The sequence below is a fragment of the Staphylococcus aureus genome, assembly GCF_001027105.1.
Taxonomy (GTDB): domain Bacteria; phylum Bacillota; class Bacilli; order Staphylococcales; family Staphylococcaceae; genus Staphylococcus; species Staphylococcus aureus.
The window spans coordinates 549851-570735 of the sequence record NZ_CP011526.1; the positions used below are offsets into that span (position 1 = coordinate 549851).

14 protein-coding genes are annotated in these 20885 nt (G+C 32.5%); 11 read left to right on the forward strand and 3 right to left on the reverse strand.

Features of this window, described 5'->3' with window-relative positions:
* Positions 1–156: 156 nt before the first annotated feature.
* Positions 157–1332, reverse strand: a complete 1176-nt coding sequence (locus AA076_RS02640; RefSeq protein ID WP_000887915.1) for a M20 family metallopeptidase — start codon at positions 1330–1332, stop codon at positions 157–159.
* Between the two features lie 170 nt (positions 1333–1502).
* On the opposite strand from AA076_RS02640, the gene AA076_RS02645 reads away from it, so the two are divergent.
* The 6 genes from AA076_RS02645 (at position 1503) to AA076_RS02670 (ending at position 9154) form a co-directional block, all read left to right on the forward strand.
* Positions 1503–2690 (forward strand): glycine C-acetyltransferase, encoded by a 1188-nt coding sequence (locus AA076_RS02645; protein WP_000250824.1) that lies wholly within the window; start codon positions 1503–1505, stop codon positions 2688–2690.
* A 265-nt stretch (positions 2691–2955) separates the two neighbouring features.
* Positions 2956–3834, forward strand: a complete 879-nt coding sequence (gene hchA, locus AA076_RS02650; protein WP_000076404.1) for a glyoxalase III HchA — start codon at positions 2956–2958, stop codon at positions 3832–3834.
* A 159-nt stretch (positions 3835–3993) separates the two neighbouring features.
* Positions 3994–5631 carry a ribulokinase gene (locus tag AA076_RS02655; protein WP_000122340.1) on the forward strand — a complete coding sequence of 546 codons (1638 nt, stop codon included), beginning with the start codon at positions 3994–3996 and terminating at the stop codon, positions 5629–5631.
* 213 nt (positions 5632–5844) lie between these two features.
* A complete protein-coding gene (locus tag AA076_RS02660; RefSeq protein ID WP_000723301.1) occupies positions 5845–6810 on the forward strand; it encodes an NAD-dependent epimerase/dehydratase family protein in 966 nt (321 codons plus the stop codon).
* 334 nt (positions 6811–7144) lie between these two features.
* Positions 7145–8221, forward strand: a complete 1077-nt coding sequence (locus AA076_RS02665; RefSeq protein WP_000076036.1) for a branched-chain amino acid aminotransferase — start codon at positions 7145–7147, stop codon at positions 8219–8221.
* A 249-nt stretch (positions 8222–8470) separates the two neighbouring features.
* Positions 8471–9154 (forward strand): HAD family hydrolase, encoded by a 684-nt coding sequence (locus AA076_RS02670; RefSeq protein WP_000454784.1) that lies wholly within the window; start codon positions 8471–8473, stop codon positions 9152–9154.
* A 115-nt stretch (positions 9155–9269) separates the two neighbouring features.
* Here the strand turns inward: AA076_RS02670 and AA076_RS02675 are convergent, their stop codons facing one another.
* Positions 9270–9932, reverse strand: coding sequence for a deoxynucleoside kinase (locus tag AA076_RS02675; RefSeq protein ID WP_001067262.1), 663 nt, complete (start codon positions 9930–9932; stop codon positions 9270–9272).
* Positions 9925–10542 (reverse strand): deoxynucleoside kinase, encoded by a 618-nt coding sequence (locus AA076_RS02680; RefSeq protein ID WP_001039519.1) that lies wholly within the window; start codon positions 10540–10542, stop codon positions 9925–9927. The genes AA076_RS02675 and AA076_RS02680 overlap by 8 nt, the downstream gene beginning before the upstream one ends.
* Positions 10543–10608: 66 nt before the next feature.
* Between AA076_RS02680 and tadA the strand changes: the two genes are divergently transcribed.
* From tadA to sdrD, 5 genes are all read left to right on the forward strand, one after another.
* Entirely contained in the window at positions 10609–11079 is a 471-nt protein-coding gene (gene tadA / locus AA076_RS02685; RefSeq protein WP_000180281.1) for a tRNA adenosine(34) deaminase TadA, read from the forward strand.
* A 146-nt stretch (positions 11080–11225) separates the two neighbouring features.
* Positions 11226–12095, forward strand: a complete 870-nt coding sequence (locus AA076_RS02690) for a Cof-type HAD-IIB family hydrolase (protein ID WP_000593367.1) — start codon at positions 11226–11228, stop codon at positions 12093–12095.
* A gap of 20 nt (positions 12096–12115) precedes the next feature.
* Entirely contained in the window at positions 12116–12682 is a 567-nt protein-coding gene (locus tag AA076_RS02695) for an NADPH-dependent FMN reductase (protein WP_000677261.1), read from the forward strand.
* 430 nt (positions 12683–13112) lie between these two features.
* The gene (gene sdrC, locus AA076_RS02700; RefSeq protein ID WP_001060498.1) at positions 13113–16100 is read left to right on the forward strand and encodes an MSCRAMM family adhesin SdrC; all 2988 of its coding nucleotides are present in this window, start codon (positions 13113–13115) and stop codon (positions 16098–16100) included.
* A 366-nt stretch (positions 16101–16466) separates the two neighbouring features.
* Positions 16467–20576, forward strand: a complete 4110-nt coding sequence (gene sdrD, locus AA076_RS02705) for an MSCRAMM family adhesin SdrD (protein ID WP_000934422.1) — start codon at positions 16467–16469, stop codon at positions 20574–20576.
* Positions 20577–20885: the final 309 nt, after the last annotated feature.

Here is a 20885-nt window from a genome sequence, read left to right on the forward strand (position 1 = left end):
AAACTTATAACTGATAATACTGTTTAAATAAAATTGTTGAGTCTTGGACATTGTAAAATGCTCCCTTCAAAGTTTTCATTTTTTCAATGTCTACTTTGAAGGGAGCATTTCATTAGTTTATGTCTCAGATTCATATCTTTCAATTAATTTAAATGCTTAATTTGTTTTAAATACTTGCTCTAATTCTATGATTTTTAAAAATACAGCTACAGCGTATTTTAATGATTTTTCATCAATATCAAATTTGGGATTATGGTGTGGCGCTGTAATACCTTTACTTTCATTACCACAACCAGTCAGAAAGAATGCACCTGGTCGTACTTTCAAATAATGTGAAAAATCTTCTCCAATCATCATTAAATCTGATTCATTAAAGCGTACATGTAAGTCATTTGTTGCTTCTTTAATAACTTGATATGCTTTCTCGTTATTATGGACAGGCAAATACCCTTTAATATAATTCAAATCATAGTTAATATCATTTGCTATTGCTAAACCTTGTAGAAGCTTATCCATTTTGTCCATTACATGATTCTGTATATCTGAATCGAAAGTTCTAACTGTACCTTTACAAAATGCTTGATCAGGAATAACGCTATCTGTGGTGCCTGCTTGAATCATTCCAAATGAAAGTACAGCTTGTTTAACTGGATCGATCGTACGTGAAATTATTTTTTGTGCACTTAAAATGAACTCTGCCATGATTACTATTGGGTCAATGGTTTCATGAGGTTTGGCACCATGACCACCACGACCTTTAAATGTGACGCTAAATTCATCTGGAGAGGCCATGATTGCCCCCGCACGTGAATGAATAGTTCCAGTAGGATAACCACTCCATAAATGTGTACCGTAAATTCTATCTACATTTTCCAGACATCCAGCATCTATCATTTCTTGAGAACCACCTGGCATGATTTCTTCACCGTACTGGAATATTAATACAACATTACCTTCTAATAAATGTTTATGTTCATCTAAAATCTCTGCTACAGTAAGTAAAATTGCTGTATGACCATCATGCCCACACGCATGCATACATCCTGGATTTTTAGACTTATAAGGCACATCGTTTAATTCCTCGACAGGTAACGCATCAAAGTCAGCTCTTAATGCAATGGTAGGTCCTGTGCCCAAGCCTTTAAATGTGGCTTTGATACCATTGCGGCCGATAGGAGTTTCAATATCACAAGATAACTGGCTTAATTGGTTAACAATATAATCATGTGTTTGAAATTCTTCAAAAGATAACTCAGGATATTGGTGTAAATAACGTCTGAGTTGAATTGTTTTATTTTCTTTATTATTTGCTAGTTGGAACCAATCTAACACCCTTATCACTACTTTCTAAAATAATGTTTATAGTATAACATTTTATGAAATTATCGTACTAAATGATTGCTTTGAGATATTTTATCTATGAATGATAAGGCTTTCAAGTTATGTAGAATTACTGTATGATAAAGGTATTACCAAACAATACTTAAGGGGGATTATATACTGTGGTTCAATCATTACATGAGTTTTTAGAGGAAAATATAAATTATCTAAAAGAAAATGGTTTGTATAATGAAATAGATACAATTGAAGGTGCAAACGGACCAGAAATCAAAATCAATGGGAAATCATACATTAACTTATCTTCAAATAATTATTTAGGACTAGCAACAAATGAAGATTTGAAATCAGCTGCAAAAGCAGCTATTGATACACATGGTGTAGGTGCAGGCGCTGTTCGTACAATCAATGGTACATTAGATTTACACGACGAATTAGAAGAAACACTAGCAAAATTTAAAGGAACAGAAGCTGCAATAGCTTATCAATCAGGATTTAATTGTAATATGGCTGCTATTTCAGCTGTCATGAATAAAAATGATGCTATTTTATCAGATGAGCTTAATCATGCATCAATTATTGATGGATGTCGCTTATCTAAAGCTAAAATTATTCGAGTTAACCATTCAGACATGGATGATTTACGTGCGAAAGCAAAAGAAGCAGTTGAATCAGGTCAATACAATAAAGTGATGTATATCACTGATGGCGTTTTTAGTATGGATGGTGATGTGGCTAAATTACCTGAAATTGTAGAAATTGCAGAAGAATTTGGTTTATTAACTTATGTTGACGACGCTCATGGTTCAGGTGTTATGGGTAAAGGCGCTGGTACGGTTAAACATTTTGGTTTACAAGATAAAATCGATTTCCAAATAGGTACGCTTTCTAAAGCAATTGGTGTCGTTGGCGGTTATGTAGCAGGTACAAAAGAGTTAATAGATTGGTTAAAAGCACAATCACGACCATTCTTATTCTCTACATCATTAGCACCTGGGGATACCAAAGCAATAACTGAAGCAGTTAAAAAGTTAATGGATTCAACTGAATTACATGATAAATTATGGAACAATGCACAATATTTAAAAAATGGATTGTCAAAATTAGGATATGATACAGGTGAGTCAGAAACTCCAATTACACCAGTAATTATTGGTGATGAAAAAACAACTCAAGAATTTAGTAAGCGTTTAAAAGACGAAGGTGTCTATGTGAAATCTATCGTTTTCCCAACAGTACCAAGAGGTACAGGACGTGTAAGAAATATGCCTACAGCTGCACATACAAAAGACATGTTAGATGAAGCAATTGCGGCTTATGAAAAAGTAGGAAAAGAAATGAAGTTGATTTAATATTTATTTATTCCCACGGCAAATATTGTCGTGGGCTTTTTTTAATGTTTAGTTTATTAACAGTAAGTTCGTATATCAATGTTTAGTGCTCCCCAAAATTGAAGTTTGAATTTTAAAAGCATCTTGTAGAATTTAGTTGTATTTTTTTCAAAGAAATTCATTTTGATTATTTTTGATAATGAGCATTTTAATAGTAATACATGTTTATAGTGTGTAGTATATGTCTATACTAGTAGTAACTATATAGAGAAAGTAGGAATAAACTATGTCACAAGATGTAAATGAATTAAGTAAGCAACCAACGCCAGATAAAGCAGAAGATAACGCATTTTTCCCATCACCATATTCCCTTAGTCAATATACAGCACCTAAAACAGATTTTGATGGTGTTGAACACAAAGGTGCCTATAAAGATGGTAAATGGAAAGTATTGATGATTGCTGCTGAAGAGCGATATGTATTATTGGAAAATGGAAAAATGTTCTCTACGGGTAATCATCCTGTTGAAATGTTATTACCTTTACATCATTTAATGGAAGCAGGTTTTGACGTTGATGTTGCGACATTATCTGGTTATCCAGTTAAATTAGAATTATGGGCTATGCCAACTGAAGACGAGGCAGTTATAAGTACTTATAATAAATTGAAAGAAAAATTAAAACAGCCAAAAAAATTAGCAGATGTGATTAAAAATGAATTAGGACCTGATTCAGACTATTTATCTGTCTTTATCCCAGGCGGACATGCTGCAGTTGTTGGTATTTCTGAAAGTGAGGACGTTCAACAAACATTAGATTGGGCATTAGACAATGACCGCTTTATAGTTACATTATGTCATGGACCAGCAGCACTACTTTCAGCAGGGCTTAACAGAGAAAAATCTCCATTAGAAGGATACTCTGTTTGTGTCTTCCCTGACTCATTAGATGAAGGTGCAAATATTGAAATAGGTTATTTACCTGGACGCTTGAAATGGTTAGTTGCTGATTTATTAACTAAACAAGGATTAAAAGTAGTTAACGACGATATGACAGGAAGAACGTTAAAAGATCGTAAATTATTAACAGGTGACAGTCCTTTAGCTTCAAATGAGTTAGGAAAATTAGCAGTTAATGAAATGTTAAATGCAATACAAAATAAATAATTAAATATTAATTAGAGGAGCCTCATATGTAAATGTATGAGGGCTCTTTTTTTTTGGCAAAATTTAAGTGATACTTGTAAAATAGAACCTATTATGAGTATGATTTAAGAAAACGCTTGCAAAACTAATAACCGCAACTAGCGATATGGAGGAAACATGATGTCTTATAGCATTGGAATTGATTATGGAACTGCTTCAGGCCGTGTGTTTTTAATTAATACAACTAACGGTCAAGTAGTATCAAAATTTGTGAAACCATATACACATGGTGTCATTGAGAGTGAATTAAATGGTTTGAAAATACCACATACATATGCACTTCAAAATAGTAATGATTATTTAGAAATTATGGAAGAAGGAATATCATATATAGTACGTGAATCAAAAATAGATCCAGACAATATAGTAGGTATTGGTATAGACTTTACTTCATCTACTATTATTTTTACTGACGAAAACCTTAACCCGGTACATAACTTAAAACAATTTAAAAACAATCCACATGCGTATGTGAAACTTTGGAAACATCATGGTGCATATAAAGAGGCAGAGAAATTATATCAAACTGCTATTGAAAATAATAATAAGTGGTTAGGCCATTATGGATATAATGTTAGTAGTGAATGGATGATTCCCAAAATAATGGAGGTCATGAATCGAGCACCAGAAATTATGGAAAAAACGGCTTATATTATGGAAGCGGGCGATTGGATTGTAAATAAATTAACTAATAAAAATGTACGCTCGAATTGTGGATTAGGTTTCAAAGCATTTTGGGAAGAAGAAACAGGGTTTCATTATGATTTATTTGATAAAATAGACCCCAAATTATCAAAAGTAATTCAAGATAAAGTATCTGCACCGGTTGTTAATATTGGTGAAGCAGTAGGGAAACTGGATGATAAAATGGCACAGAAATTAGGATTATCAAAAGAAACTATGGTAAGTCCTTTTATTATTGATGCCCATGCTAGTTTATTAGGTATTGGGTCTGAAAAAGATAAAGAAATGACTATGGTGATGGGAACAAGCACATGCCATCTTATGTTAAATGAAAAGCAACATCAAGTGCCAGGTATATCAGGTTCTGTAAAAGGAGCAATTATTCCAGAATTATTTGCTTATGAAGCGGGGCAATCAGCAGTAGGTGATTTGTTTGAGTATGTCGCTAAGCAAGCACCAAAGTCATATGTAGATGAAGCAGAAAATAGAAATATGACTGTATTTGAATTAATGAATGAAAAGATAAAACATCAAATGCCAGGTGAAAGTGGGCTCATTGCTCTTGATTGGCATAATGGAAATCGAAGTGTATTAAGTGATAGCAATTTAACAGGTTGTATCTTTGGATTAACTTTACAAACTAAGCATGAGGATATTTATAGAGCATATTTAGAAGCTACAGCATTTGGTACTAAGATGATTATGCAACAGTATCAAGATTGGCATATGGAAGTAGAAAAGGTATTTGCATGTGGCGGTATACCTAAAAAGAATGCTGTTATGATGGATATCTATGCGAATGTACTGAATAAAAAACTAATTGTTATGGATAGTGAGTATGCACCAGCAATAGGCGCAGCAATATTAGGTGCAGTCAGTGGTGGCGCACATAATTCAATTAATGACGCAGTTGATGCTATGAAAGAGCCAATTTTATACGAAATTAATCCAGAAGCGGAAAAAGTACAAAGGTATGAAACATTATTTAAAGCTTATAAGGCTTTACATGATATCCATGGTTATAAAAAAGCTAATATAATGAAAGATATCCAGAGTTTAAGAGTTGAGGGATAAAAAATTTAATTTGACAGTAATTAGCAATAATAAACGCTATAAATTACTAAAATCAATTAATACAACTAGAATTTCCATTTACAGAAATATCAGCAACATGTACATGTCATATATACAAGAAAGCGCTTTTATATTATAATTATTATGAAAATGAATATTATGTCCGCTTGTGATGGACTATAGCTATATAGAAGAGACAAAGGAGATATTTCTATGAAAAAAATTATGATTACTGGTGCATTAGGACAAATTGGTACAGAATTAGTTGTTAAGTGCAGAGAAATTTATGGGACAGATAATGTTCTTGCTACAGATATTAGGGAACCTGAAGCAGACTCACCTGTACAAAATGGACCATTTGAAATCTTAGACGTAACAGATCGTGACCGTATGTTTGAGTTAGTTAGGGACTTTGAAGCGGATAGTCTAATGCATATGGCAGCATTATTATCAGCAACTGCTGAGAAAAATCCAATTCTAGCTTGGGATTTAAATATGGGTGGATTAATGAATGCATTAGAAGCTGCAAGAACTTATAATTTGCACTTTTTCACACCAAGTTCAATTGGTGCATTTGGAGACTCAACTCCTAAAGTTAATACGCCACAAGTAACGATTCAGCAACCTACGACAATGTATGGTGTAAATAAAGTAGCTGGAGAATTATTGTGTCAATACTATTTCAAACGTTTTGGTGTAGATACAAGAAGTGTTAGATTCCCAGGTTTAATCTCGCATGTTAAAGAGCCAGGTGGCGGTACTACAGACTATGCTGTTGAAATATACTTCAAAGCAGTAAGAGAGGGTCATTATACAAGCTTCATAGATAAAGGCACGTATATGGATATGATGTATATGGATGATGCAATTGAAGCAATTATTAAACTTATGGAAGCAGACGACGCTAAATTAGAAACTAGAAATGGTTATAATTTGAGCGCAATGAGTTTTGATCCAGAGATGGTAAAAGAAGCAATTCAAGAATACTATCCCAATTTTACATTAGATTACGATGTTGATCCTATTAGACAAGGTATCGCTAATAGTTGGCCGGATTCTATTGATACAAGCTGTTCACGTGGCGAATGGGGATTTGATCCTAAATATGATTTAGCGAGCATGACTAAATTAATGTTAGAAGCTATTGAACAAAAAGATACTGTTAAAAATAATAACTAATCATTTCCATTCACTTTAATACACGGAATGATATTTTAAATTACTCTTTATTTTAATAAACTAGTGCATGAATTCTAATATTATTCATTATACTTATTGAATTCGCGAGCTTAGTTCATTTTAAAGTAAAGAGTTTTTTGTATGTAAAGTATATTAGTAAAACACAGATTACTTGTCTCTGTGAAATTAATACGTTTATACTAAAAGATATAGTCTTTCTAGAAATCTGTTAATTAATTTTGAATTTTTAGAAAATTTGTTGAACAGCAAAATATGGATTGTTATAATTTAAGTTAAACAAATTCTTATACAATATTATTAGGAGGCAATCACCATGTCACAAGCAGTTAAAGTTGAACGACGAGAAACATTAAAACAAAAACCAAATACATCTCAACTAGGTTTTGGTAAATATTTTACTGATTATATGTTGAGTTATGATTATGATGCAGATAAAGGATGGCATGATTTGAAGATAGTACCTTATGGTCCTATTGAAATTTCACCTGCTGCACAAGGTGTTCATTATGGTCAATCGGTATTCGAAGGATTAAAAGCATATAAAAGAGATGGGGAAGTTGCACTTTTCCGTCCTGAAGAAAATTTTAAGCGTCTTAATAACTCGTTAGCACGATTAGAAATGCCTCAAGTAGACGAAGCAGAATTGTTAGAGGGGCTAAAACAATTAGTTGATATTGAAAGAGATTGGATTCCTGAAGGGGAAGGTCAATCATTATATATTCGTCCATTTGTTTTTGCAACAGAAGGGGCACTTGGCGTTGGTGCATCACATCAGTATAAATTATTAATTATTTTATCTCCTTCAGGTGCATATTATGGTGGTGAAACTTTAAAACCAACTAAAATCTATGTAGAAGATGAATATGTGCGTGCTGTTCGTGGCGGTGTAGGCTTTGCAAAAGTTGCAGGTAACTATGCGGCAAGTTTATTAGCACAAACTAATGCAAATAAATTAGGTTATGACCAAGTATTATGGCTTGATGGTGTTGAACAGAAATATATCGAAGAAGTTGGTAGCATGAACATTTTCTTCGTTGAAAATGGCAAAGTAATTACACCAGAGTTGAATGGCAGTATTTTACCTGGTATTACACGTAAATCTATTATCGAATTAGCTAAAAACTTAGGATATGAAGTCGAAGAGCGCCGCGTTTCAATCGATGAATTATTCGAATCATATGATAAAGGTGAGTTAACAGAAGTATTTGGTAGTGGTACTGCAGCAGTTATTTCACCTGTGGGTACATTGAGATACGAAGATCGTGAAATCGTTATTAATAATAATGAGACTGGTGAAATTACTCAAAAATTATACGACGTCTATACTGGTATTCAAAATGGTACTTTAGAAGATAAAAATGGTTGGAGAGTCGTTGTACCAAAATATTAATAAAAATTGAATATAATCATGAAAACAATATGCAAAAGTTAATCATGACTAAAATCCCTTTCAATGAAGCGAAGCATGGTAATAAATTAAGTTTACAATGTTTATTGTTAAGTATTGAAGGGGATTTCACTTATTATTATATTTAATTCAATATTTAAATAGAACAATACTACGAGTTCATTTTCAGGGGATAACGAATATCATAGAATCAGCATAATACGAAATAAATAAATAGGAGTATTGATATCAATGGAATGGATATTATTTGATAAAGATGGTACGTTAATTGAATTTGATAGAAGTTGGGAAAAAATAGGGGTACGATTTGTACAATCATTGCTTGAGACTTTCCCAGTACATAATAAAGAAGCTGCTTTAAGACAACTCGGTGTCATTAAAGAATCTATTGATCCAAAATCAGTGATGGGTTCAGGATCTTTACAACAAATTATCCAGGCATTTAATGATGTGACGGGACAAGATACAACCGACTGGTCCAAGTCAACAAGTCAAAAGCTGGTAGATGAACGTATTCCTGAAATTAATTGGGTAGAAGGTGTTAAAGAAGCACTTATCGATTTGAAAGCAAAAGGCTATCAACTTGGTATTGTTACGAGTGATACTAAAAAAGGTGTAGAACAATTTTTAGCACATACCAATGCTACCTCGTTGTTCGATTTGATCATTTCTACCGAAGCGGATGCCTATGAGAAGCCAAATCCTAAAGTATTATCGCCTTTATTTGAGCAATATAATGTAGATCCTCAGAAAGTAGCTATAGTAGGAGACACTGCTAATGATATGAAGACAGCAAGTAATGCAAATTTAGGTATGGCAATAGGTGTATTAACAGGTATTGCAACAAAAGAAGAATTACATGAAGCTGATATTATTTTAAATAGTGCGGCAGATATTTTAGAAGCTTTAAATTAAAAAGAAAGACATAGTGTATATGTGAATTAATGTATTCGATAGAATTGATAAAATAATCGATAATATCTATGGAATATACATTGAATATAAACATATACGCTATGTCTTTAGTCTTTTATCGTGTATCTACTTGTCGATATGTTTGAATAATTCGAGCAATTTTGTTTATCATAGGATTTAAAGATTCGGGGTCCTTATGGATATCATATTCATTAATATTGATACGTACAACTGGACATGCATTAAAGCTATTAATCCAATCGTCATAGCGTTTAAATAGCTTTTTCCAGTATTCAGGGTCTGTATTAATTTCCATTTCGCGACCACGTTCAATAATACGATCAATGACCTCATCATAGTTACATTCTAAATAAATCATTACATCAGGTTTAGGAAAATAAGGTGTCATGACCATGGCATTAAATAAGTCTGAATATGTTTTGAAATCTTCTTTACTCATTGTGCCTTCTTCTTCATGCATTTTTGCAAAAATATCAACATCTTCATAAATTGATCGATCTTGGACAAAGCCACCACCATATTCAAACATACGCTTTTGTTCTTTAAAACGTTCAGCTAAGAAGTAAATTTGCAAATGGAAACTCCATCGTTCAAAATCGCTGTAAAATTTATCTAAATATGGATTATGTTCGACATTTTCAAAAGACGTTTTAAAGTTTAATTTATCTGCAAGTGCTTGCGTTAGTGTTGATTTTCCAACACCAACTGTACCTGCAATGGTTATAATGGCATTTTGTGGAATACCGTAATTATTCATTGGTAATATCTCCTATCATAGGTAATATAATATGTAATATATCTTCGTAATCTTGTTCATTTTTAAGAAAATCAATAGAAGTTGTATCGATTAAAACTACATTTGAACCATTACTTTGTAAGGACTCATAATACTCACGATAATCTTTTTTTAACTTTAACAGATATTCATCTTCTATTTGATGCTCAAAACTACGGTTACGTTTAGCAATTCTAGATTTTAACACATCAAGGTCTGCATCTAAAAAGATAATCATATTCGGCATAATCATATCTTCAGTTAAAATATCATAAATTTTACTGAATTTCTGAAATTCAACAGAACTCAAAGTATTTTTAGCAAATATCTTATTTTTATGTATATGATAATCACTAACTACACCTTGATTTAGTTGTGTTACATCTTGAAATTGCTTATATCTATTGCATAAAAAGAACATTTCAGTTTGAAAACTCCATTTAGAGATATCTTCATAAAAGTCTGATAAAAATGGATTTTCTGTGATGATTTCTTTTTCTTCATAAAAATCTAAAGTTTGACTTAATTTGTGTGCAAGTGAAGATTTACCTACGCCAATAGGACCTTCAATTGCTATAAAAGGTTTGTTCATATTCACATCTCCAAATGTTAAAATAGACATTGAGTATTGTACCATAAGTGAGGTATCTGGACATAAATGACAAATGATATATATTTTATGACATTAGCGATTGAAGAAGCTAAAAAAGCAGCTCAACTAGGCGAAGTACCTATAGGTGCTATCATCACTAAAGATGATGAAGTTATCGCTAGAGCACATAATTTAAGAGAAACACTACAACAACCAACGGCGCATGCTGAACATATTGCAATTGAACGTGCAGCCAAAGTGTTAGGTAGTTGGCGTTTAGAAGGTTGCACATTATATGTAACCTTAGAACCATGTGTCATGTGCGCAGGAACAATTGTAATGAGTCGCATTCCAAGAGTCGTCTATGGCGCAGATGATCCTAAAGGTGGTTGTAGTGGCAGTTTAATGAATTTATTGCAACAATCTAATTTTAATCATCGTGCAATTGTTGATAAAGGTGTACTTAAAGAAGCATGTAGCACATTATTAACAACATTTTTTAAAAACTTAAGAGCCAATAAGAAATCCACCAATTAGACGATAGTACATACTAATTAAAATTTGTTAGAATTACATTATATGATAAATTAATGACAATATAAATGTTAATAGAAAAGTATGTGCGCTGAGTATATATTCTTATTTAAGAACAAGATTTTAAATTTACGAAACGAGGTAACATAATGATAAAACTAATAGCCACTGATATGGATGGCACGCTACTTAATGCAGCACATGAAATTTCTCAACCTAATATTGATGCGATTAAATACGCTCAAGAACAAGGGATAACGGTTGTTATCGCGACAGGTCGAGCATTTTATGAAGCACAAGCACCAGTTGCTGACACAGATTTAACAGTACCATATATTTGTTTGAATGGTGCTGAAGTACGTGATGAAACTTTCAATGTAATGAGCACTTCACACCTTAATAAATCGTTAGTACACAAAATTACAAATGTTTTAAAAGATGCAGGTATTTATTATCAAGTATACACGAGTCGTGCGATTTATACTGAAGATCCACAAAGAGATTTAGACATTTACATAGATATTGCTGAGCGTGCAGGTCAACATGCAAACGTTGAGCGTATTAAAAATGGTATTCAAAGACGCATAGATAATGGTACGTTGAAAGTTGTTGATAATTATGATGCTATTGAAAACATACCTGGTGAATTAATTATGAAAATATTAGCATTTGATGGAAATTTAGAAAAAATTGACAAAGCTAGTAAAATTTTAGCTGAATCTCCGAATTTAGCTATATCATCATCTTCGAGAGGAAATATAGAAATAACGCATTCAGATGCACAAAAAGGTATTGCGCTAGAAACAATTGCCGAAAGATTAGGGATTGAAATGAAAGAAGTCATGTCAATAGGTGACAATTTAAATGACTTATCAATGTTAGAGAAAGTTGGCTATCCAGTTGCGATGGAAAATGGTGCAGAAGAAGTTAAAAAAATAGCGAAATATGTCACAGATACGAATGAAAATAGTGGTGTTGGAAAAGCTATTATGAAATTATTACGTGAACAACAAGTTTAATAAAAAAAGAGGGGTCAAATATGAAAGGATTAATTATTATTGGCAGTGCACAAGTGAATTCACATACAAGTGCACTAGCAAGATACTTAACTGAGCATTTTAAAACACATGATATTGAAGCGGAAATATTCGATTTAGCAGAAAAACCGTTAAATCAATTAGATTTTTCAGGAACAACACCGTCTATTGATGAAATCAAACAAAATATGAAAGATTTAAAAGAGAAAGCAATGGCGGCGGACTTTTTAATATTAGGAACGCCAAACTATCATGGTTCATATTCTGGAATATTGAAAAATGCATTAGATCATCTAAATATGGATTATTTTAAAATGAAACCTGTAGGCTTAATAGGAAATAGTGGTGGTATTGTTAGTTCAGAGCCATTGTCACATTTAAGAGTAATCGTCAGAAGTTTACTAGGCATTGCTGTACCAACTCAAATAGCAACACATGATTCTGATTTTGCTAAAAATGAAGATGGTTCATATTACTTAAATGATAGTGAATTCCAATTACGAGCAAGATTATTTGTCGATCAAATTGTATCTTTTGTGAATAATAGTCCATATGAACATTTAAAATAATATTAAAAAATATGTAAATATACATTAAAAATAGGTATGTAGCTTAAGGTATTTCATTGAGAATGCTTTTAAGTCACATGCCTATTTTTTGTTCTAATGCACCAATAGTAAGCCTTTGATATTACTGTTGTGAGCAATGTTATTAATTAAAATAAGATGTAATAGCGAATTGAAAACAAGCTTAGATTAAAAGTGAGTTTTAAAAATATAGATAAATAATTTAAAGCAATTAAAGAAAAAAAGTATTAAAAATTGCAATTCTTAAACTGTGATTCATATTAATATTTCTAGCAAATAACATTGTAAAATAAAGAAAAATAATTAAAGTATTGCACTTTATTGAAATTTATATTACGATAGTAATGCAGAAATTTATATATGCAAAATATTATATTTATCAAATTTTGATATTTTAAAGGAGTATTATTAAATGAATAATAAAAAGACAGCAACAAATAGAAAAGGCATGATACCAAATCGATTAAACAAATTTTCGATAAGAAAGTATTCTGTAGGTACTGCTTCAATTTTAGTAGGGACAACATTGATTTTTGGGTTAAGTGGTCATGAAGCTAAAGCGGCAGAACATACGAATGGAGAATTAAATCAATCAAAAAATGAAACGACAGCCCCAAGTGAGAATAAAACAACTAAAAAAGTTGATAGTCGTCAACTAAAAGACAATACGCAAACTGCAACTGCAGATCAGCCTAAAGTGACAATGAGTGATAGTGCAACAGTTAAAGAAACTAGTAGTAACATGCAATCACCACAAAACGCTACAGCTAATCAATCTACTACAAAAACTAGCAATGTAACAACAAATGATAAATCATCAACTACATATAGTAATGAAACTGATAAAAGTAATTTAACACAAGCAAAAGATGTTTCAACTACACCTAAAACAACGACTATTAAACCAAGAACTTTAAATCGCATGGCAGTGAATACTGTTGCAGCTCCACAACAAGGAACAAATGTTAATGATAAAGTACATTTTTCAAATATTGACATTGCGATTGATAAAGGACATGTTAATCAGACTACTGGTAAAACTGAATTTTGGGCAACTTCAAGTGATGTTTTAAAATTAAAAGCAAATTACACAATCGATGATTCTGTTAAAGAGGGCGATACATTTACTTTTAAATATGGTCAATATTTCCGTCCAGGATCAGTAAGATTACCTTCACAAACTCAAAATTTATATAATGCCCAAGGTAATATTATTGCAAAAGGTATTTATGATAGTACAACAAACACAACAACATATACTTTTACGAACTATGTAGATCAATATACAAATGTTAGAGGTAGCTTTGAACAAGTTGCATTTGCGAAACGTAAAAATGCAACAACTGATAAAACAGCTTATAAAATGGAAGTAACTTTAGGTAATGATACATATAGCGAAGAAATCATTGTCGATTATGGTAATAAAAAAGCACAACCGCTTATTTCAAGTACAAACTATATTAACAATGAAGATTTATCGCGTAATATGACTGCATATGTAAATCAACCTAAAAATACATATACTAAACAAACGTTTGTTACTAATTTAACTGGATATAAATTTAATCCAAATGCAAAAAACTTCAAAATTTACGAAGTGACAGATCAAAATCAATTTGTGGATAGTTTCACCCCTGATACTTCAAAACTTAAAGATGTTACTGATCAATTCGATGTTATTTATAGTAATGATAATAAAACAGCTACAGTCGATTTAATGAAAGGCCAAACAAGCAGCAATAAACAATACATCATTCAACAAGTTGCTTATCCAGATAATAGTTCAACAGATAATGGAAAAATTGATTATACTTTAGACACTGACAAAACTAAATATAGTTGGTCAAATAGTTATTCAAATGTGAATGGCTCATCAACTGCTAATGGCGACCAAAAGAAATATAATCTAGGTGACTATGTATGGGAAGATACAAATAAAGATGGTAAACAAGATGCCAATGAAAAAGGGATTAAAGGTGTTTATGTCATTCTTAAAGATAGTAACGGTAAAGAATTAGATCGTACGACAACAGATGAAAATGGTAAATATCAGTTCACTGGTTTAAGCAATGGAACTTATAGTGTAGAGTTTTCAACACCAGCCGGTTATACACCGACAACTGCAAATGTAGGTACAGATGATGCTGTAGATTCTGATGGACTAACTACAACAGGTGTCATTAAAGACGCTGACAACATGACATTAGATAGTGGATTCTACAAAACACCAAAATATAGTTTAGGTGATTATGTTTGGTACGACAGTAATAAAGATGGTAAACAAGATTCGACTGAAAAAGGAATTAAAGGTGTTAAAGTTACTTTGCAAAACGAAAAAGGCGAAGTAATTGGTACAACTGAAACAGATGAAAATGGTAAATACCGCTTTGATAATTTAGATAGTGGTAAATACAAAGTTATCTTTGAAAAACCTGCTGGCTTAACTCAAACAGGTACAAATACAACTGAAGATGATAAAGATGCCGATGGTGGCGAAGTTGATGTAACAATTACGGATCATGATGATTTCACACTTGATAATGGCTACTACGAAGAAGAAACATCAGATAGCGACTCAGATTCTGACAGCGATTCAGACTCAGATAGCGACTCAGATTCAGATAGCGACTCAGATTCAGACAGCGATTCAGACAGCGACTCAGACTCAGATAGCGATTCAGATTCAGACAGCGACTCAGACTCAGACAGCGATTCAGACTCGGATAGCGACTCAGACTCAGATAGCGACTCAGATTCGGATAGCGACTCAGACTCAGATAGCGATTCAGATTCAGATAGCGATTCGGACTCAGACAGTGATTCAGATTCAGACTCAGATAGCGACTCAGATTCTGACAGCGATTCAGACTCAGACAGCGACTCAGACTCAGACAGTGATTCAGATTCAGACAGCGACTCAGATTCAGATAGCGACTCAGACTCAGATAGCGACTCAGATTCAGATAGCGATTCGGACTCAGACAACGACTCAGATTCAGATAGCGATTCAGATTCAGATAGCGACTCAGATTCGGACAGCGATTCAGACTCAGATAGCGATTCAGACTCAGACAGCGATTCAGATTCAGATAGCGACTCAGACTCAGATAGCGACTCAGACTCGGATAGCGATTCAGATTCAGACAGCGACTCAGATTCAGATAGCGATTCGGACTCAGACAACGACTCAGATTCAGATAGCGATTCAGATTCAGATGCAGGTAAACATACTCCGGCTAAACCAATGAGTACGGTTAAAGATCAGCATAAAACAGCTAAAGCATTACCAGAAACAGGTAGTGAAAATAATAATTCAAATAATGGCACATTATTCGGTGGATTATTCGCGGCATTAGGATCATTATTGTTATTCGGTCGTCGTAAAAAACAAAATAAATAATATGATTAACTTAACCAGGTCCATGTGGCCTGGTTTTTTCTGTTTAGAAATTCCCAGATATAAAACAAAAAATCTTTAAGGAATAGATACAATTTAATTTGTTACAGAAATGTAATTGTCTATGAATTAGAAAAGCTAAGATATTAATTTCAAGGGCAAATAATACTATTTTTTATGATGATTAAATAAAGATTACAAAACTCATAAAAACTTTTATTTAAACACAAATGTTAAATAACGTTTTACGATAAAGAAAAATAATTAAAGTATTGTGCTTTATCTAAAAATGTAATACTATATTGATATACATTTTTGTATTTAAAACAATTGTATTATTTAAAAATTTGATGAATTAGGAGTAATCTAATGCTAAACAGAGAAAATAAAACGGCAATAACAAGGAAAGGCATGGTATCCAATCGATTAAATAAATTTTCGATTAGAAAGTACACAGTGGGAACAGCATCAATTTTAGTAGGTACAACATTAATTTTTGGTCTGGGGAACCAAGAAGCAAAGGCTGCAGAAAGTACTAATAAAGAATTGAACGAAGCGACAACTTCAGCAAGTGATAATCAATCGAGTGATAAAGTTGATATGCAGCAACTAAATCAAGAAGACAATACTAAAAATGATAATCAAAAAGAAATGGTATCATCTCAAGGTAATGAAACGACTTCAAATGGGAATAAATTAATAGAAAAAGAAAGTGTACAATCTACCACTGGAAATAAAGTTGAAGTTTCAACTGCCAAATCAGATGAGCAAGCTTCACCAAAATCTACGAATGAAGATTTAAACACTAAACAAACTATAAGTAATCAAGAAGCGTTACAACCTGATTTGCAAGAGAATAAATCAGTGGTAAATGTTCAACCAACTAATGAGGAAAACAAAAAGGTAGATGCCAAAACTGAATCAACTACATTAAATGTTAAAAGTGATGCTATCAAGAGTAATGATGAAACTCTTGTTGATAACAATAGTAATTCAAATAATGAAAATAATGCAGATATCATTTTGCCAAAAAGTACAGCACCTAAACGTTTGAATACAAGAATGCGTATAGCAGCAGTACAGCCATCATCAACAGAGGCTAAAAATGTTAATGATTTAATCACATCAAATACAACATTAACTGTCGTTGATGCAGATAAAAACAATAAAATCGTACCAGCCCAAGATTATTTATCATTAAAATCACAAATTACAGTTGATGACAAAGTTAAATCAGGTGATTATTTCACAATTAAATACTCAGATACAGTACAAGTATATGGATTGAATCCGGAAGATATTAAAAATATTGGTGATATTAAAGATCCAAATAATGGTGAAACAATTGCGACTGCAAAACATGATACTGCAAATAATTTAATTACATATACATTTACAGATTATGTTGATCGATTTAATTCTGTACAAATGGGAATTAATTATTCAATTTATATGGATGCTGATACAATTCCTGTTAGTAAAAACGATGTTGAGTTTAATGTTACGATAGGTAATACTACAACAAAAACAACTGCTAACATTCAATATCCAGATTATGTTGTAAATGAGAAAAATTCAATTGGATCAGCGTTCACTGAAACAGTTTCACATGTTGGAAATAAAGAAAATCCAGGGTACTATAAACAAACGATTTATGTAAATCCATCGGAAAATTCTTTAACAAATGCCAAACTAAAAGTTCAAGCTTACCACTCAAGTTATCCTAATAATATCGGGCAAATAAATAAAGATGTAACAGATATAAAAATATATCAAGTTCCTAAAGGTTATACATTAAATAAAGGATACGATGTGAATACTAAAGAGCTTACAGATGTAACAAATCAATACTTGCAGAAAATTACATATGGCGACAACAATAGCGCTGTTATTGATTTTGGAAATGCAGATTCTGCTTATGTTGTAATGGTTAATACAAAATTCCAATATACAAATAGCGAAAGCCCAACACTTGTTCAAATGGCTACTTTATCTTCAACAGGTAATAAATCCGTTTCTACTGGCAATGCTTTAGGATTTACTAATAACCAAAGTGGCGGAGCTGGTCAAGAAGTATATAAAATTGGTAACTACGTATGGGAAGATACTAATAAAAACGGTGTTCAAGAATTAGGAGAAAAAGGCGTTGGCAATGTAACTGTAACTGTATTTGATAATAATACAAATACAAAAGTAGGAGAAGCAGTTACTAAAGAAGATGGGTCATACTTGATTCCAAACTTACCTAATGGAGATTACCGTGTAGAATTTTCAAACTTACCAAAAGGTTATGAAGTAACCCCTTCAAAACAAGGTAATAACGAAGAATTAGATTCAAACGGCTTATCTTCAGTTATTACAGTTAATGGCAAAGATAACTTATCTGCAGACTTAGGTATTTACAAACCTAAATACAACTTAGGTGACTATGTCTGGGAAGATACAAATAAAAATGGTATCCAAGACCAAGATGAAAAAGGTATATCTGGCGTAACGGTAACATTAAAAGATGAAAACGGTAACGTGTTAAAAACAGTTACAACAGACGCTGATGGCAAATATAAATTTACTGATTTAGATAATGGTAATTATAAAGTTGAATTTACTACACCAGAAGGCTATACACCGACTACAGTAACATCTGGTAGCGACATTGAAAAAGACTCTAATGGTTTAACAACAACAGGTGTTATTAATGGTGCTGATAACATGACATTAGATAGTGGATTCTACAAAACACCAAAATATAATTTAGGTAATTATGTATGGGAAGATACAAATAAAGATGGTAAGCAGGATTCAACTGAAAAAGGTATTTCAGGCGTAACAGTTACATTGAAAAATGAAAACGGTGAAGTTTTACAAACAACTAAAACAGATAAAGATGGTAAATATCAATTTACTGGATTAGAAAATGGAACTTATAAAGTTGAATTCGAAACACCATCAGGTTACACACCAACACAAGTAGGTTCAGGAACTGATGAAGGTATAGATTCAAATGGTACATCAACAACAGGTGTCATTAAAGATAAAGATAACGATACTATTGACTCTGGTTTCTACAAACCGACTTACAACTTAGGTGACTATGTATGGGAAGATACAAATAAAAACGGTGTTCAAGATAAAGATGAAAAGGGCATTTCAGGTGTAACAGTTACGTTAAAAGATGAAAACGACAAAGTTTTAAAAACAGTTACAACAGATGAAAATGGTAAATATCAATTCACTGATTTAAACAATGGAACTTATAAAGTTGAATTCGAGACACCATCAGGTTATACACCAACTTCAGTAACTTCTGGAAATGATACTGAAAAAGATTCTAATGGTTTAACAACAACAGGTGTCATTAAAGATGCAGATAACATGACATTAGACAGTGGTTTCTATAAAACACCAAAATATAGTTTAGGTGATTATGTTTGGTACGACAGTAATAAAGACGGCAAACAAGATTCAACTGAAAAAGGTATCAAAGATGTTAAAGTTACTTTATTAAATGAAAAAGGCGAAGTAATTGGAACAACTAAAACAGATGAAAATGGTAAATACTGCTTTGATAATTTAGATAGCGGTAAATACAAAGTTATTTTTGAAAAGCCTGCTGGCTTAACACAAACAGGTACAAATACAACTGAAGATGATAAAGATGCAGATGGTGGCGAAGTTGACGTAACAATTACGGATCATGATGATTTCACACTTGATAATGGCTACTACGAAGAAGAAACATCAGATAGCGACTCAGATTCGGACAGCGACTCAGATTCAGACAGAGACTCAGACTCAGATAGTGATTCAGACTCGGATAGCGATTCAGATTCAGACAGCGATTCAGATTCAGATAGCGATTCAGATTCAGACAGAGACTCAGATAGTGATTCAGACTCAGATAGCGACTCAGATTCAGACAGCGACTCAGATTCAGACAGCGACTCAGACTCAGATAGTGATTCAGACTCAGATAGCGACTCAGATTCAGACAGCGACTCAGACTCAGACAGCGACTCAGACTCAGATAGTGACTCAGATTCAGATAGCGACTCAGATTCGGACAGCGATTCAGACTCAGATAGCGACTCAGATTCAGATAGCGATTCGGACTCAGATAGCGACTCAGATTCAGATAGTGATTCAGACTCAGATAGCGACTCAGATTCAGACAGCGACTCAGATTCGGATAGCGACTCAGATTCAGACAGCGACTCAGACTCAGATAGCGATTCAGATTCAGATAGCGACTCAGACTCAGACAGCGATTCAGACTCAGACAGCGACTCAGACTCAGATGCAGGTAAGCACACACCTGTTAAACCAATGAGTACTACTAAAGACCATCACAATAAAGCAAAAGCATTACCAGAAACAGGTAATGAAAATAGCGGCTCAAATAACGCAACGTTATTTGGCGGATTATTCGCAGCATTAGGATCATTATTGTTATTCGGTCGTCGTAAAAAACAAAATAAATAATACAGCTTATACCAGGTCCGTGAGGCCTGGTTTTTTATTTCAAAATTTATGAAATGTATCTTATGTTTGAGATTAAATAGTGCAATTTTTTAAAAAATATAACATAAATCAACATAAATTTAATTCATCTTTACATTAAAAGTACAAACGAATAAGAAAAGCAATTAAACACAGTATCAAACCATTTAAAACAATTGATATAAAAAACAAACGAATAATTAAAAAGTACTAGAATTAATTTATTCAAACCAAAGTGTAAAATAACAGTCTTAGATAAATAAATTTATTTAAAGTATTGTGCTTTATCTA